This window comes from Vreelandella stevensii S18214 (genome assembly GCF_000275725.1).
Taxonomy (GTDB): Bacteria; Pseudomonadota; Gammaproteobacteria; order Pseudomonadales; family Halomonadaceae; genus Vreelandella; species Vreelandella stevensii.
This window is the reverse complement of the sequence record NZ_AJTS01000046.1, coordinates 77115-92944: the sequence shown is the minus strand read 5'-3', so window position 1 is coordinate 92944 and position 15830 is coordinate 77115. Positions and strand designations below refer to the sequence as shown.

Below are 15830 nucleotides of genomic sequence, written 5' to 3'. Positions count from 1 at the left end.
TTTACTGTGTGTTCGAATCCGATGTGTCGTCGGTTTCGAACCAGGGCGCACGGGCAGTCATGATCAGTGCCGCTGCGCGCGCTTCGTCCAACTCCTCGATATCGACCAGATCGTCGACAGACTGCTCGGCGAGATCTTCCATTGTGACAATGCCGCGGCTGGCGAGAATGAAGGCCAGGTGGCGCTCCATACCGTCCATTTCCAGCAGGTCATCCGCTGGTTGGGCACCGTCCAGCGCTTCTTCCGAGGCAATCGCCATCGTCAGCAGCTCGTCTTTTGCGCGTGCACGCAGCTCTTCCACCAGCTCTTCATCGAACTCTTCGATTTCGAGCATCTCTTCCAGCGGCACGTAAGCAACTTCTTCCAGGGTGGTGAACCCTTCTTCAACCAGCAGGCGGGCAACGTCTTCGTCCACTTCCAGGTGCTGAACGAACGTGTCCACCAGGCTGTCGATTTCCTGCTCGCGCTTGGATTCCGCCTCGTCTTCGGTCATGACGTTGATACGCCAGCCGGTCAACTCGGACGCCAGGCGCACGTTCTGGCCGCTGCGACCAATGGCCTGGGCCAGGTTGTCCTGGGCGACCGCCACGTCCATCGCGTGGGCGTCTTCGTCCACCAGAATAGACGCCACATCGGCAGGCGCCATGGCATTGATGACCAGCTGCGCCGGATTGTCATCCCACAGCACGATATCGACGCGCTCGTTCTGCAGTTCGGAAGAGACCGCCTGCACCCGCGAACCACGCATACCCACACAAGCGCCCACCGGGTCGATACGGCGGTCGTTGGTTTTTACCGCGATCTTGGCCCGAGAGCCGGGGTCGCGAGCCGCCCCTTTGATTTCGATCAGCTGCTCGGCGATTTCCGGCACCTCGATCTTGAACAGCTCGATGATGAACTCCGGGCAGGTACGCGACAGCTGCAGCTGGGCACCGCGGGCATCCGGGTCCACCTTGACCAGCAGCGCACGCACTCGCTCGTTCATGCGGTAGCGCTCGCCGTGAATCATCTCGTTGCGCGGCAGGAACGCTTCGGCGTTCTCGCCCAGGTCGATGATCAGGCCATCACGGGTGGTTTTCTTGACGATACCGGCCACCAGCTCGCCTTCACGGTCTGCGTATTGACGCACGACCTCGGCACGCTCGGCTTCGCGCACCTTTTGGACGATGACTTGCTTGGCAGTTTGTGCCGCAATGCGGCCAAACATGGCGTTTTCGATCTTCTGCTCGACCACATCGCCCAACGCCAGCGGCGGATCCCGCTGCTCGGCGATGCTCTGCTTGATTTCGTAGTCGGGCGTCTCGAACTCATCGTCTTCCACGACGGTCCAGTAGCGGAAGGTGTCGTAGTCGCCGGTTTTACGGTCGATACGCACCCGCACATTGGCTTCTTCCTGCTCGAAACGCTTGCGCGACGCGCTGGCCAGCGCGGCTTCTACCGCTTCGAAAATTACATCACGGGGGACGCCTTTTTCGTTGGAGATCGCGTCCACGACCATTAAGATTTCTTTACTCATGCGTATGCCTCGCCAGAAAACCTGTCCTTTTGTGCGCCGACCCGGCATCTACCGGAAGCCGCCACCCGTTATTCTTCGAACTGCGGGACAACGTGCGCAGCGTCAATGCTTTCAATGGGAAAGCAGTACTCCTCACCTTCCATTTGCAGCAGCACTTCATCCCCTTCGACCCCAGCCAGCAGCCCCTGGAACTTGCGCCGACCATCGAAAGCGAGGCGTAGTTTCAGCGCCACCTGATGGCCCTGGTAACGGATGAAATGGTCCAGAGAATAAAGGGGGCGTGCCATACCGGGTGACGAGACTTCCAGGCGGTACTCGCCGGGAATCGGATCTTCCACATCCATCACGGCACTGACTTGACGGCTGATGTCGGCGCAATCTTCCACGCTGACACCGCTCTCGCGCTCGATATAAATGACCAGCCGCGAATGCTTGCCCTGGGAAACATGCTCGATGCCCCAAAGCTCGAAGCCCATGGCGGCAACGATGGGTTCGATAAGCGCATGAAGCGCAGCGTGTTTTGTGGCCACAGACAAAGCTCCTATAGCCGTTGCATCAGGCACCTGGCCAGGAGTCTTGATAAAAGCCAGGAGGCTGATTGGCATTACCTGGGAATGTGTCTCTGGCTACTGAACAACGTCCGCGCGTGAGACACTCTTGGCTCGCAAAAAAGCTACTAACAAAAAGCCCCTTCACAGGAAGGGGCTTTTCGAAAGAAACCTGTAATACCATTTTAGCAACATGCTGCGATTTTTCCGCTGCCTCGAAGCACATTGCGAACTGCTTCACGGCACTACAAGCTGCTAAATAAATGGTAGCGGGGACCGGATTTGAACCGATGACCTTCGGGTTATGAGCCCGACGAGCTACCAGACTGCTCCACCCCGCATCAATCTAGGTCGACGATAATAGACACTTAAACTACTGACGTCAAGTGCTGTTTTCGTCTCAGGTGCCAATCCTGATATTCTGGGAAGCTGGCAAGCCAGCGAATCAGATGGTGCCGAAGGCGGGACTTGAACCCGCACGACCATACGGTCACTACCCCCTCAAGATAGCGTGTCTACCAATTCCACCACTTCGGCATCAGGGGAGGCTAAAGAAAAGGCGGCTGATTACTCTCCGCTTTCCTCGAGCACTGGCGCGGTATTATCCATACTTGCAGGGCTGTCGTCAAGCGTAGGGATGCTACGCTGCTGCTCGATCAGGCGTGCGTCGGGAATCCCCGCTTCCGGTGCCTGGCCCGCCTGGGTGGCAAAGTACGCCAGCGCCATGGAGGTGACGAAGAAACCGGCTGCCAGCACACCCGTGGTGCGAGAAAGGAAGTTACCGCTACCCCGTGAGCCAAACACCGTTTGCGATGCGCCACCACCGAAGGCAGCCCCCGCTTCAGCGCCTTTACCCTGCTGAAGCAGGATGAGTACTACCAGGGCGACCGCAATCACCACATGAACCATAAGAATTGCAACTTGCATGGCGTTATCCTGCTGACTGACAAATGGCGTAGAAATCGTCGGTTTTAAGCGAGGCACCGCCCACCAAACCGCCGTCGATATCCGGCTGAGCAAGCAGCTCTGCCGCATTACTTGCATTCATGCTGCCGCCGTAAAGCAGTTTCAACTGCTCCGCCAGCGACGCATCGAACCCTGCCTGGTAGGCACGAATACCTGCCATGACTTCCTGAGCCTGCTCCGGCGAGGCCGTGCGCCCGGTACCAATGGCCCAGACAGGCTCGTAGGCAATCACCACCTGACGACGCTGCTCTGGTTCCAGTCGCGCCATGGCATAGCCCACCTGGCGCAGCACGACATCCATGGTCTGACCAGCGTCGCGCTCTTCAAGGGATTCACCAACACATAGAATCGGCGTCAAGCCGACATCCAGAGCGGCCACCAGGCGATTGAATACCTGCTCGTCGCTTTCACGGTAGAGCTGACGGCGCTCGGAGTGGCCCACCAGCACGTAGCCAACGCCAAACTCCTTGAGCATGCGGCCACTGACTTCACCGGTATGCGCCCCGGCGTGCTGAGGATTGAGCGTTTGCGCCCCCAGCTTCAGCGGCGTATCACCAAAGGCCTGACGCGCCATGTCCAGGTAAGGAAAGGGTGGAATAATCACCACCTCGACACCTTCCGGTAGCGTGGCGGAAGCAAACGTTTTACCAAACGACTCGATCAATGCCGCCGAACCGTTCATTTTCCAGTTACCGGCAATCAAGGGCGTGCGCATGGGTAATCCTCAATCCAGGTGGAGCGAAATGGTATAGGAGCCGCCTTGTCAAGACAACCGCTGTGACGCGTCCTGCGTTATTTGCTGGCGTCGTCACCGAGCAGCGCCTGGACCTCCTGGGCCAGCCGATTGGCCAGGCGGTCGACATCCAGATGGGCACGGCCTTCTACCATGACCCGAATCAGTGGCTCCGTCCCCGAGGCGCGCAACAGCACGCGCCCCTGGTCGCCCAACTCGGTTTCCAGCGCCGCCACGGCTTCCTGCAAGGGTGGAGCTGCCATCACCTGGCGAGCATCGGAGCCGGCCGGTAGCCGCACGTTGACCAGCGACTGGGGGACTTTTTCGAGCCCCTTGAGCAGGGTTGGCAGCGGCTTCTGCTCGCGAACCATCAAGGCCAGCACCTGCAGCGCGGACACGATGCCGTCGCCGGTGCTCTGCACATGGCCACACACGATATGCCCCGAAGCCTCGCCCCCCAGCTCCCAGCCGTTGGCAGCCATCATCTCCATGACGAAGCGGTCGCCCACCTTGGCACGTTGAAAAGGTATACCCAGCCGCTCCAGCGCCATGGCCAGCCCAAAATTGCTCATCAGGGTGCCCACCACACCACCGTCCAGCAGGCCACGCTCAAAACGGTCACGGGCGATCAGATAGAGAATGTCATCGCCATCCACTTCTCGGCCATCGGCATCCACCAGCAGCACACGGTCGCCGTCGCCATCGAAGGCGACGCCCAGATCGGCCCCTTGCTGAATGACCGCGGCACGTAGCGCAGCGGGATGGGTGGACCCCACCTGTTGGTTGATATTCAATCCGTCGGGAGACGCCCCAATCACGCTGACATCGGCCCCCAGCTCGCGGAATACGCTGGGGGCGATATGGTAAGTGGCCCCATGAGCGCAATCCAGCACCACTTTCAGGCCATGCAGGCTCAGCCTGTCCGGCAGCGTGGATTTACAGAACTCGATATAGCGGCCCGCCGCATCGTCGATACGCGTCGCCTTGCCCAGCTGCGCGGCCTCGGCCGTGGTCAGCGGCGCTTCCAGCATGGCTTCGATACGGTCTTCGATCTCATCGGGCAACTTCTTGCCTTCGGCAGAGAAAAACTTGATGCCGTTGTCATCGAAGGGGTTGTGCGAGGCCGAAATGACGATCCCGGCATCCGCGCGGAAGGTCTGCGTCAGGTAGGCAATACCGGGCGTGGGCATCGGCCCCAACAGCGCCACGTCCACCCCAGCAGCAGACAGCCCCGCCTCCAGCGCCGACTCGAACATATAGCCGGAAATACGCGTATCCTTACCGATCAACACCCGGGTGCGGCCTTTTTCGCGACGCAACACCTGCCCGGCGGCCCAGCCCAGCTTGAGCATGAAATCGGCCGTAATGGGCGCTTGCCCTACCGTGCCACGAATTCCGTCGGTGCCAAAATAACGACGCGTCATGTTACAGCTCCTTCTTCACGAGCGGCTCACAGCCTTCTTGCAGTACGGCCCAGGCCATATTCACGGCATCCACCGTGGGCCCAACGTCATGCACCCGAATCACCTTGGCTCCGCGCTCCACCGCCATGGCGGCTAGCGCCAGCCCTCCCGCCAGGCGCTCTTCCACAGGGCGGCCCAGCACCTTACCGATCATACTCTTGCGCGACATACCCACCAGCAGCGGCAGGCCCAACTCGTTCAGCGAGGCCATGTGCTTCAGCAGCTGCAGGTTATGCTCGACGGTTTTGCCAAAGCCAAAACCGGGGTCCAGCAGCAGCCGATGACGACGCAGCCCCACTGCTTCGCAGGCAGCGATCCGCTCCGCCAGATAGGCCGCCACGGCCTGCTCCACCGGCACATCGTAGCCAGGCGAGTGCTGCATATCCCGTGGCTCACCCTGACGATGCATCAGGCATACCGGTAGGCCACTGCTGGCTGCCGCAGCCAGCGCGCCATCACGCTCCAGAGCGCGCACATCATTGATCATGCCCGCTCCCAGCGCGCTCACCTCACGCATGACCAGAGCGCTGCTGGTGTCCACCGACACCAGCGCATCCAGCTCACGCACCAGCGCCTCCACCACCGGGGCAACCCGATCCAGCTCCTGCTGCTCGGACACCGGCGTAGCACCTGGGCGGGTCGACTCTCCCCCTACATCGATCATCGCCGCTCCTTCCGCCAGCATGCGCTCGGCATGGCGCAGCGCATCATCGAGGGCCACATGCTGGCCACCGTCGGAAAACGAGTCCGGGGTGACGTTCAATATGCCCATCACCCGGGGAAACGAGAGATCGAGCGAATGGCGCCCACAGCGCAGGTGAAAGGCATCTTCCGGGACGTGCGGAGCCGAGATAGGGTCAACGATCGGGTTCATCTTGCCGCCTGAAATCAAAAAAATTCACTGTCATTGGCCACAGGATAACAAAAAGGCGCCCCGCTGGGGCGCCTTTGCTGGTTGGCGTGATGGCCAGGCTCACGAGCCTGCCGAACCACCCAACGGGTCCGAAGGGCGACGACGCGGCTCGTCATCGTCTTCTTCGCTATCGCCTTCCGAGGGGGCTTCAGGCTCTTCTGGTTTCGCTTCCGGCTTGTCGCCACCTACCGGAGAGCCGCCACCCGACGAGTCGCCGTCACCCCAGCCTTCCGGCGGGCGAGGATCACGCCCTTCCATGATGTCTTTCAGCTGATGCGCATCGATGGTCTCGTACTTCATCAGCGCTTCGGCCATGGCATCCAGCTTGTCGCGGTTGTCATGCAAAATCTGGCGAGCCTGTTCGTAGCACTCGTCGATGATCTTGCGCACTTCCTTATCGAGGCGCGTGGTGGTTTCGCCGGACCTCAGCTTGCCGCCACCCTGACCCGGGCCACCGAGGAACTGGTGAGACTCGTCCTCGTCGTACATGAGCGGACCCATTTCATCGGATAGGCCCCACTTGGCCACCATGTTATGGGCCAGCTCCGTGGCGCGCTTGATGTCGTTGGAGGCACCGGTGGTGACGCCATTTGGCCCAAGCGTCATCTCTTCGGCAATACGACCACCGAACAGCGAGCAGAGCTGGCTGATGATCTGCTGGCGCGACAGGCTGTAACGATCCTCTTCCGGCAGGAACATCGTCACACCCAGGGCGCGGCCACGGGGAATAATCGTGACCTTGTAGACCGGGTCGTGCTCGGGCATGACCAGACCAATGATCGCGTGACCTGCTTCGTGGTAAGCGGTATTGAGCTTCTCTTTATCGGACATGACCATGGATTTGCGCTCGGCGCCCATCATGATCTTGTCCTTGGCCAGTTCAAGCTCTTCCATGCCTACCAGGCGCTTGTTACGACGCGCCGCAAACAGGGCAGCCTCGTTCACCAGGTTGGCCAGGTCGGCACCGGAGAAACCAGGCGTACCACGGGCAATCAGCTGCGGCTTCACGTCATCTGCCAGCGGCACCTTGCGCAGGTGCACGCCCAGAATATGCTCACGGCCACGGATATCCGGCAAGCCCACGGTTACCTGACGGTCGAAGCGGCCCGGGCGCAGCAGCGCGGGGTCGAGTACGTCCGGACGGTTGGTGGCCGCAATCACGATGATGCCTTCGTTGGCCTCGAAGCCGTCCATCTCGACCAGCAGCTGGTTCAGCGTCTGCTCGCGTTCATCGTTACCGCCGCCCATGCCGGTGCCACGCGAGCGCCCCACGGCATCGATTTCGTCGATGAAGATGATGCAGGGCGCCTGCTTCTTGGCCTGCTCGAACATGTCACGCACGCGGGACGCACCCACGCCCACGAACATCTCGACGAAGTCGGAACCCGAGATGGAGAAGAACGGCACCTTGGCCTCACCGGCAATGGACTTGGCCAGCAGCGTCTTACCGGTACCGGGAGGGCCGACCATCAGCACGCCACGGGGAATGGTGCCACCCAAGCGCTGGAATTTGGTGGGGTCGCGCAGGAAGTCGACCAGCTCTTCCACCTCTTCCTTGGCCTCGTCACAGCCCGCCACGTCAGCAAAGGTGGTCTTGATCTGGTCTTGCGAGAGCAGCTTGGCCTTCGACTTGCCGAAGCTCATCGGGCCACCCTTGCCGCCACCGGCACCGCCTTGCATCTGGCGCATGAAGAACATGAAGATCGCCAGGATCAGCAGGATCGGGAAACTGGCAATCAGCAGCCGCGTCCAGATGCTTTGCTGCTCCGGCGCCTTGCCGACCACCGTGACATTGTTGCTCAGCAGGTCGTCGATCAGCTTGGGATCTTCTGCGGCAGGGCGGATGGTCTGGAACTGCGAACCATCGGTCCGCTCACCAGTGATGGTATAGCCATCGATGGTGACGCTGCGGATCTGCTGATTTTGCACCTGCTGCACAAACTGGGAGTAGTTGGTGCTTTGCGGCGCGCTTTCCGTACTGAAATTGTTGAACACTGTCAGCAGAACGGCCGCGATGACCAACCACAGAATCAGGTTCTTCGCCATATCGTTCAAGGGGCTACCCTCATTACAAGAATCCGTCAGTTAACCGTTAGTACTCAGACCTTACACTAGAGTTTAACGTTCAACCATTGCCAAAGCGCATAACGCCCTGGGCCATCTGTGTCACGCTCGTCCAATGTGCATAATGTGACACACCTTACGCCTGCCTGTCTGGCAATCGTGGTGATAAATCGTCGCTATCGTGGCCATGCACGCGGTCACTTGCTAACCGCGAAAGCCTTCGGCCAGAAAATAGACTTCTCGTGAACGGGCCCGCGAAGCATCCGGCTTGCGGGTCACGACGCGCTGAAAGCTGCCGCGCAGCTCCTTCAAATAGGTGTCGAAGCCCTCCCCCTGAAACACTTTGACCAGAAAACGCCCCTTGGGCGAGAGCGTTTCACGCGCCAGCTCCAGAGCAAGCTCGACAAGGTACATGGCCTGTGGCTGGTCGATGGCGGCCATACCACTCATATTGGGGGCCATGTCGGACATAACAAGGTCTACCGGCCGATTTCCCAACCGCTCGAGAATCGCATTGAGTACACGTTCTTCGGTGAAGTCGCCCTGAATGAAGTCGACCCCTGCCAGGGCGTCCATCTCCAGAATGTCGGAGGCGATCACGACACCTTCCGGGCCGACTTTTTCGGCGGCGATCTGACTCCACCCGCCAGGCGCTGCGCCCAGGTCGATCACCGTCATGCCATTGCGAAACAGCTTGTCTTTCTCATCCAGCTCCAGCAGCTTGTAGCTTGCCCGGGAGCGATAGCCATCCTGCCAGCTCTGTTTCACGTACTGGTCGTCGAAATGTTCTTTCTTCCAGTTGTTGCTGGTTTTGCTCACTGAATGTTTACGGCTTGGAGGCTTTTGCTGCATAGAGGCATCTGACGCTGGAATAAGAGATGGGCGCATTGACGGGATTGCTTTCACTTGACGGCATTTCACCGTAAGATGGAACGTTAAGCGCTAACCGGGATACCGCAAGATACCATGAGCTTGTCACAGGCACAAAAGAAAGCATTTCGTAGCATTGGCCACCATTTGAACCCCGTGGTCACCGTTTCTGAGAACGGCGTCTCCGAAAACCTGCTCGCAGAACTCAGCCGCGCGCTCAACGACCACGAGCTGATCAAAGTGAAGCTCGCCCTGCCCGAGCGGGATGATCGCGCCGCGATGATCAACGAGCTGCTGGCTGACAGCAAGGCCGAGCTGGTGCAAACCATCGGCAAGATGGCGCTGCTGTACCGTCGCAACCCCAAGGCCAACCCCAAGCTCTCCAACGTGACCCGCTTCGAGAACCACCACGGGCGGCACTGACGCAGGAGCGTTTGGCTGAGCGGACGCTTGGCTGAACGGATCTGGCGCCCATCATAAAACAGCGCCAGACGAAAAGGCCCGATGCAGGAAACTGCACCGGGCCTTTTTCATGGCGCTAGCGGAACGTGATCAGAGGTGCTCGACACTCTCGATTTCGTACTCCACGTCGCCACCGGGGGTTTTCACCACCACCACGTCGCCCTCTTCCTTGCCGATCAGCGCGCGGGCAATGGGCGATGTCACGGAAATGCGCCCGGCCTTGATGTCCGCTTCGTCTTCACCCACGATGCGGTACGTCACGCTGGCGTCGCTGTCCAGGTTCAGCAGTGACACGGTGACGCCAAAGATCACCTTGCCGGTTTTCGGCAGCCTGGTGACGTCGATCACCTGGGCACCGGAGAGCTTGCTCTCGATTTCCTGAATACGGCCTTCGATGAAGCCTTGCTGTTCGCGCGCAGCGTGGTACTCGGCGTTCTCCTTGAGATCGCCGTGCTCACGCGCTTCGGCGATGGCGGCAATCACCTGAGGGCGAGCTTCGCTCTTCAGATGGTTGAGCTCATCGCGAAGGCTCTTCTCTCCCGCAACCGTCATCGGGACCTTGTTCATTGCGTTGCTCCTGCGTGCAGATCCTGAAGGCGCCGCACCGTAATCTCCCTACCGTACTCCACCGCCATGCAAACAGCATTAGCGCCCGCCAAGGTGGTCGCATAGGGCACCTTGCGCGCGAGAGCAGTACGGCGAATGATCGAAGAGTCGTTGATTGCCTGACGACCTTCGGTGGTATTCACGATGTAGGCGATTTCGTCGTTCTTCAGCAGATCGACGATATGGGGACGGCCTTCATTGACTTTATTGACGTGCTCCACGGGCAGCCCGGCGGCTTCGAGGGCCGCAGCGGTACCGCGTGTTGCACATAGCGTGAAGCCCAATGTTAGCAGAGAACGAGCCACTTCGATAATCCCCTGCTTGTCCGGCTCGCGTACCGACAGGAACGCCTTGCGGTCGCCTTCCAGCGCCGGAATCGCCTCACCCGCGCCCAGCTGCGCCTTGAAGAAGGCTTCGGCGAAGGTATCGCCCGAGCCCATGACTTCACCGGTGGACTTCATTTCCGGCGAGAGGATCGGGTCCACGCCCTGGAACTTGTTGAACGGGAAAACGGCTTCCTTGACGCTATAGAAGTGCGGCACGATTTCACGCTCGAAGCCCTGCTCCGCCAGGGTCTTGCCTGCCATGCAGCGGGCGGCAATCTGCGCCAGCGAGGTGCCGATGCACTTGGAAACGAAAGGCACGGTACGCGAAGCACGCGGGTTGACCTCGATCACGTAGATCTCGCCATCCTGCCAGGCCAGCTGCACGTTCATCAGGCCTTTCACGCCCAGCTCGACGGCCATTTTCTTGACCTGTGCGCGCATCTCGTCCTGCACGTCGGCGGGCAGCGAGTAGGGTGGCAGCGCACAGGCAGAGTCGCCAGAGTGAACGCCTGCCTGCTCGACGTGCTGCATGATGCCGCCGATGACCACTTGATGACCATCGGAGACCGCGTCGATGTCTACTTCCACTGCCGCGCTGAGGAAGTGATCCAGCAGTACCGGCGAGTCGTTGGAGACCTTGACCGCGTTGGTCATGTAGTTTTCGAGCTCGGAGGCATCGTAGACGATCTCCATGGCACGGCCACCCAGTACATAGCTGGGACGCACGACCAGCGGATAGCCGATCTTCTCGGCCTTGGTGAAGGCTTCTTCGAAGCTGCGAGCCGTGGCGTTGGGCGGCTGCTTCAGACCGAGCTTGTCGATCATCACCTGGAAGCGCTCGCGGTCTTCGGCGCGGTCGATGGCATCCGGCGTGGTACCGATGATCGGCACGCCTGCCGCTTCCAGCTCACGAGCCAACTTCAGCGGCGTTTGGCCGCCGAACTGGACGATGACGCCCACCGGCTTCTCCTTGTCGGCGATTTCCAGCACGTCTTCCAGCGTCACCGGCTCGAAGTAGAGGCGGTCGGAGGTGTCGTAGTCGGTGGAGACGGTTTCCGGGTTGCAGTTGACCATGATGGTTTCATAGCCGTCGTCGCGCATGGCGAAGGCGGCGTGCACGCAGCAGTAGTCGAACTCGATACCCTGGCCGATACGGTTCGGGCCACCGCCCAGCACCATGATCTTCTGGCGATCCGACACGTCCGCTTCGCACTCCTCTTCATAGGTGGAGTACATGTAGGCGGTATCGGAGGCAAACTCGGCGGCACAGGTGTCGACGCGCTTGTAGACCGGGCGAATCCCTGCTGCCTGACGCGTCTTGCGGAACTCCTTCTCGGAGACGCCCAGCAGCTTCGCCAGCCGCGCATCGGAGAAGCCCTTGCGCTTGAGCTGGAACAGCTCACGCGCCGAGAACTCTGCCAGGGCGCGCTTGGACACGGCGGCTTCGGTGAGAATCAGGTCTTCCATTTGCACCAGGAACCAGCGGTCGATGTTGGTCAGCGCAAAGATCTCATCCACGCTCATGCCCGCACGCATGGCGTCGGCGACGAAGAAGATGCGCTCGGCACCCGCTGCCTGCAGCTCGCCCTTGAGCTGGGCCATGGCTTCGTCGGTGAACTCGGTGATGATCGGGTCGAGGCCGTCGTTGCCGGTTTCCATGCCGCGCAGCGCTTTCTGCAGCGACTCCTGGAAGGTACGGCCAATGGCCATCACCTCGCCCACCGACTTCATCTGGGTGGTCAGGCGGTCGTTGGCCTGGGGGAACTTCTCGAAGGTGAAACGCGGAATCTTGGTGACCACGTAATCGATGGAGGGCTCGAACGAGGCCGGGGTCTGGCCGCCGGTGATGTCGTTCTGCAGCTCGTCCAGGGTGTAACCCACCGCCAGCTTGGCAGCGATCTTGGCAATCGGGAAACCGGTAGCCTTGGACGCCAGCGCCGAGGAACGCGACACCCGCGGGTTCATCTCGATCACCACCATGCGACCGGTTTTCGGGTCCATACCGAACTGCACGTTCGAACCCCCGGTTTCCACGCCGATCTCGCGCAGCACGGCCAGAGAGGCGTCACGCATGATCTGATACTCTTTATCGGTCAGCGTCTGGGCAGGCGCGACGGTAATCGAGTCGCCGGTGTGTACGCCCATGGGATCGAAGTTTTCGATGGCGCAGACGATGATGCAGTTGTCGTTGCGGTCACGCACCACTTCCATCTCGTACTCTTTCCAGCCCAGCAGCGACTCGTCGATGAGCAGCTCGTGGTTGTTGGAAAGCTCGAACCCACGGGTACAGATCTCTTCGAACTCTTCCTTGTTGTACGCCACGCCGCCGCCGGAGCCGCCCATGGTGTAGGAAGGACGAATGATGGTCGGAAAGCCCAGCTCTGCCTGAATCTCCCAGGCCTCGTCCATGGTGTGCGCCACTTTGGCCTTGGGGCACTCCAGGCCGATGTTCTTCATCGCCTTGTCGAACAGGTCGCGGTCTTCGGCCTTGTTGATGGCATCGGCGTTGGCACCGATCATCTCGACGCCGTACTTGGCCAGCACGCCGTGCTTGTCGAGGTCCAGCGCGCAGTTCAGCGCCGTCTGGCCGCCCATGGTGGGCAGAATCACATCCGGGCGCTCGGCTTCGATGATCTTCTCTACCGCCTGCCAGGTGATCGGCTCGATGTAGGTGGCATCGGCCATGGCCGGGTCGGTCATGATGGTGGCCGGGTTGGAGTTCACCAGAATGACCCGGTAGCCCTCCTCGCGCAGCGCTTTACAGGCCTGGGCGCCGGAGTAGTCGAATTCGCAGGCCTGGCCGATGACGATCGGACCAGCGCCAATGATGAGAATGCTGTTGATATCGGTACGCTTAGGCATAACGGTTCCCGCAAAAAGTGGTGACGATGAGCATCGAGGCGACGTAACTGGGCAATGAGCGGCAGCGCGGCTGACTTAGCGGCGCGCCTGCATCATCGCGATGAAGCGATCGAACAGCGGCGCTACATCGCGCGGGCCGGGGCTGGCTTCCGGGTGCCCCTGGAAGCTGAAGGCCGGGCGGTCGGTGCGCTCGATTCCCTGTAAGGTGCCGTCGAACAGCGAACGGTGCGTGGCGCGCACGTTGCTGGGCAGGGAAGCTTCATCGGCGGCAAAGCCATGGTTCTGGCTGGTGATCATCACCGTGCCGGTGTCCAGGTCTTGAACCGGATGGTTGGCGCCGTGGTGGCCGTGGCCCATCTTGACGGTTTTCGCGCCAGAGGCCAGCGCCAGCAGCTGGTGGCCCAGGCAGATACCAAACACCGGGGTGTCGGTTTCCAGCACTTCCTGGATCGCCTTGATGGCGTAATCGCAGGGCTCGGGGTCGCCGGGGCCGTTGGCCAGGAAGACGCCGTCCGGGTTCATGGCCAGCACGTCTGCCGCAGGGGTTTGCGCAGGCACCACCGTCAAGCGACAGCCGCGGGCCGCCAGCATGCGCAGGATGTTGAATTTCACGCCGTAATCAAAGGCCACCACATGGTAGGGACGCTCACCCTGGCTGGCATCCGCGTAACCTTCGCCCAGGGTCCACTCGCCTTCCGACCACTCATAGGCCTCCTTGCAGGAGACTTCTTTCGCCAGGTCCATGCCCTTCAGGCCCGGAAACGCCTTCGCCGCCGCCAGCGCACGCTCGACGGCATCATCACCTTCGGCCTCGGCACCAGCCAGAATCGCCCCGTTCTGGGCGCCCTTGTCACGCAGAATGCGCGTCAGGCGGCGGGTATCGATATCGGCAATGCCCAGCACGTTCTGGCTGACCAGATAATCGGAAAGGCTCTGTTCGGAACGGAAGCTGCTGGCCAGCAGGGGGAGATCGCGAATCACCAGGCCCGCCGCCGCAATGGACGCGGACTCGATGTCTTCGGAATTGATGCCGGTATTGCCGATATGCGGGTAGGTCAGGGTGACGATCTGGCGGGTATAAGAGGGGTCGGTGAGAATTTCCTGATAGCCGGTCATGGCTGTATTGAACACCACCTCACCGCTCGTGATTCCCTCCGCGCCGATGGCCGTTCCATGAAACACACTGCCATCTTCCAGGGCCAATATCGCGGGTTTGCTCAATGCGGGGTTATTCAAAACACGTTCTCCCATGCTGGTGGGAGCCTGTGGGCGCAGGCTCGGCGATCCGGTTACGGCGTTTGCGTACAAACGTCGGGTCGTAAAAAAGCGGGACGAAGCCGACAATAAAAAAATCGGTTTCATCCCGCTTGTTGTTCTCTTTCCGTGGCCTTCATAACGGTGTTGGCCATGGCGCAGCATGTCGCTGACTACTTTTCCCACTTGACGACCAGTGCAACAAGCGCGGTGCTCTTTCGACAGCTTGGTGCTTGACTGCCGATATGGTGCTGCTTTTTGCAGCCACTGGGCCAAAATTTTTGGAATGTTACAGCATTTAGCGCACCAGGGCCAGCGTTTTATGCCGACCCTGGTCTAACAAGAGCCCACGGCTCAGCTCAGTGCCAGCACGTCCTGCATGTCGTAGCGGCCTTGTGGCTGAGCGGCCACCCAGCGCGCCGCCCGCACGGCCCCTTTGGCGAAGGTCATGCGGCTGGACGCCTTGTGGGTGATTTCGATGCGCTCGCCTTCGGTGGCGAACATCACCGTGTGCTCACCGACGATATCGCCTGCCCGCACGGTAGCAAAACCGATCTCTTTATCGGTACGCGGGCCGCACTGCCCCACGCGCTCGAAAACGCCGTGCTCTTTCAAGGTGCGCCCCAGGCTCTCCGCCACCACTTCGCCCATCTTGATGGCCGTTCCGGACGGCGCATCGACCTTATGGCGGTGGTGAGACTCGATCACTTCGATGTCGTAGCCTTCGTCGCCCAACGCTTTGGCCGCCGTTTCCAGCAGTTTCAGGGTCAGGTTCACGCCGACGCTCATGTTGGGTGCAAATACCATCGCTACGCGGTCGCGGTAGCTGTCCAGCTCGGCCAGCTCGTCATCGTTCATGCCGGTCGTGCCGATCACGATGCGCTTGCCGTGCTCGGCACAAAACGCCAGGTTCGCCAGCGTCACCTTGGGTGCCGTGAAGTCGATCAGCACGTCGAAGTCGTCCACGATGGCCGCCAACGAGTCCACCGCCACCACTCCCCGCTTGCCTACGCCTGCCAACTCGCCGATATCCGCCCCCGCCAGCGAACTGCCCGGCTCGACGATTCCCCCGGCCAGTTGGGCACCGGCATCCTGTTCTATGGCGTTGACTAACGTGCGGCCCATACGGCCAGCTACGCCCACAATGGCAATTCGGGTCATGGGAACTCCTGTGCGTGTGCCGTTCGGCATCAGCGAGAAACAAAAAAGGTGGCCGCGATTATAGCAGACCACCTGACGGGATGCGG

The 15830-nt window shown here is 60.7% G+C and carries 13 protein-coding genes and 2 tRNA genes; 1 reads left to right on the top strand and 14 read right to left on the bottom strand.

Annotated elements, in window-relative coordinates; genetic code table 11:
• Position 1 precedes the first annotated feature (1 nt).
• From nusA to rlmE, 10 genes are all read right to left on the bottom strand, one after another.
• Complete coding sequence (gene nusA / locus HSS18214_RS0114110; RefSeq protein ID WP_026001951.1) at positions 2 to 1516, bottom strand: transcription termination factor NusA; 1515 nt, start codon at positions 1514 to 1516, stop codon at positions 2 to 4.
• 68 nt (positions 1517 to 1584) lie between these two features.
• The gene (rimP, locus tag HSS18214_RS0114105; RefSeq protein ID WP_016915923.1) at positions 1585 to 2046 is read right to left on the bottom strand and encodes a ribosome maturation factor RimP; all 462 of its coding nucleotides are present in this window, start codon (positions 2044 to 2046) and stop codon (positions 1585 to 1587) included.
• Between the two features lie 282 nt (positions 2047 to 2328).
• Positions 2329 to 2405: transfer RNA gene (locus HSS18214_RS0114100), tRNA-Met, on the bottom strand.
• Positions 2406 to 2514: 109 nt separating this feature from the next.
• Positions 2515 to 2601, bottom strand: a tRNA-Leu gene (locus tag HSS18214_RS0114095).
• 30 nt (positions 2602 to 2631) lie between these two features.
• Positions 2632 to 2991 (bottom strand): preprotein translocase subunit SecG, encoded by a 360-nt coding sequence (gene secG / locus HSS18214_RS0114090; protein ID WP_016915922.1) that lies wholly within the window; start codon positions 2989 to 2991, stop codon positions 2632 to 2634.
• 4 nt (positions 2992 to 2995) lie between these two features.
• A complete protein-coding gene (tpiA, locus tag HSS18214_RS0114085) occupies positions 2996 to 3745 on the bottom strand; it encodes a triose-phosphate isomerase (RefSeq protein WP_016915921.1) in 750 nt (249 codons plus the stop codon).
• Positions 3746 to 3822: 77 nt separating this feature from the next.
• The gene (gene glmM, locus HSS18214_RS0114080; RefSeq protein ID WP_016915920.1) at positions 3823 to 5187 is read right to left on the bottom strand and encodes a phosphoglucosamine mutase; all 1365 of its coding nucleotides are present in this window, start codon (positions 5185 to 5187) and stop codon (positions 3823 to 3825) included.
• Position 5188: 1 nt separating this feature from the next.
• Complete coding sequence (gene folP / locus HSS18214_RS0114075) at positions 5189 to 6100, bottom strand: dihydropteroate synthase (protein ID WP_016915919.1); 912 nt, start codon at positions 6098 to 6100, stop codon at positions 5189 to 5191.
• Positions 6101 to 6199: 99 nt separating this feature from the next.
• Positions 6200 to 8194 (bottom strand): ATP-dependent zinc metalloprotease FtsH, encoded by a 1995-nt coding sequence (gene ftsH / locus HSS18214_RS0114070; protein WP_016915918.1) that lies wholly within the window; start codon positions 8192 to 8194, stop codon positions 6200 to 6202.
• Between the two features lie 213 nt (positions 8195 to 8407).
• Positions 8408 to 9055: a 23S rRNA (uridine(2552)-2'-O)-methyltransferase RlmE gene (gene rlmE, locus HSS18214_RS0114065; RefSeq protein ID WP_016915917.1), complete on the bottom strand. Its 648-nt coding sequence runs from the start codon at positions 9053 to 9055 to the stop codon at positions 8408 to 8410.
• Positions 9056 to 9169: 114 nt separating this feature from the next.
• On the opposite strand from rlmE, the gene yhbY reads away from it, so the two are divergent.
• A complete protein-coding gene (gene yhbY / locus HSS18214_RS0114060) occupies positions 9170 to 9496 on the top strand; it encodes a ribosome assembly RNA-binding protein YhbY (RefSeq protein WP_016915916.1) in 327 nt (108 codons plus the stop codon).
• Positions 9497 to 9625: 129 nt separating this feature from the next.
• On the opposite strand, the gene greA is transcribed toward yhbY, so the two are convergent.
• From greA to dapB, 4 genes are all read right to left on the bottom strand, one after another.
• Positions 9626 to 10102, bottom strand: coding sequence for a transcription elongation factor GreA (gene greA, locus HSS18214_RS0114055; protein WP_016915915.1), 477 nt, complete (start codon positions 10100 to 10102; stop codon positions 9626 to 9628).
• Positions 10099 to 13329, bottom strand: coding sequence for a carbamoyl-phosphate synthase large subunit (carB, locus tag HSS18214_RS0114050; protein ID WP_016915914.1), 3231 nt, complete (start codon positions 13327 to 13329; stop codon positions 10099 to 10101). Before carB ends, greA begins: the two co-directional genes overlap by 4 nt.
• A 75-nt stretch (positions 13330 to 13404) precedes the next feature.
• Positions 13405 to 14550, bottom strand: a complete 1146-nt coding sequence (carA, locus tag HSS18214_RS0114045) for a glutamine-hydrolyzing carbamoyl-phosphate synthase small subunit (RefSeq protein WP_026001950.1) — start codon at positions 14548 to 14550, stop codon at positions 13405 to 13407.
• Between the two features lie 387 nt (positions 14551 to 14937).
• On the bottom strand, positions 14938 to 15744 hold the full coding sequence (dapB, locus tag HSS18214_RS0114040; RefSeq protein ID WP_016915912.1) for a 4-hydroxy-tetrahydrodipicolinate reductase: 807 nt from the start codon (positions 15742 to 15744) through the stop codon (positions 14938 to 14940).
• Positions 15745 to 15830: the final 86 nt, after the last annotated feature.

Bases quoted from the DNA above. Each gene is read 5' to 3' on its own strand.
- nusA (WP_026001951.1), bottom strand. From the start codon at position 1,516: ATGAGTAAAGAAATCTTAATGGTCGTGGACGCGATCTCCAACGAAAAA.
- rlmE (WP_016915917.1), bottom strand. From the start codon at position 9,055: ATGCAGCAAAAGCCTCCAAGCCGTAAACATTCAGTGAGCAAAACCAGC.
- secG (WP_016915922.1), bottom strand. From the start codon at position 2,991: ATGCAAGTTGCAATTCTTATGGTTCATGTGGTGATTGCGGTCGCCCTG.
- yhbY (WP_016915916.1), top strand. From the start codon at position 9,170: ATGAGCTTGTCACAGGCACAAAAGAAAGCATTTCGTAGCATTGGCCAC.
- dapB (WP_016915912.1), bottom strand. From the start codon at position 15,744: ATGACCCGAATTGCCATTGTGGGCGTAGCTGGCCGTATGGGCCGCACG.
- glmM (WP_016915920.1), bottom strand. From the start codon at position 5,187: ATGACGCGTCGTTATTTTGGCACCGACGGAATTCGTGGCACGGTAGGG.
- tpiA (WP_016915921.1), bottom strand. From the start codon at position 3,745: ATGCGCACGCCCTTGATTGCCGGTAACTGGAAAATGAACGGTTCGGCG.
- folP (WP_016915919.1), bottom strand. From the start codon at position 6,100: ATGAACCCGATCGTTGACCCTATCTCGGCTCCGCACGTCCCGGAAGAT.
- carB (WP_016915914.1), bottom strand. From the start codon at position 13,329: ATGCCTAAGCGTACCGATATCAACAGCATTCTCATCATTGGCGCTGGT.
- greA (WP_016915915.1), bottom strand. From the start codon at position 10,102: ATGAACAAGGTCCCGATGACGGTTGCGGGAGAGAAGAGCCTTCGCGAT.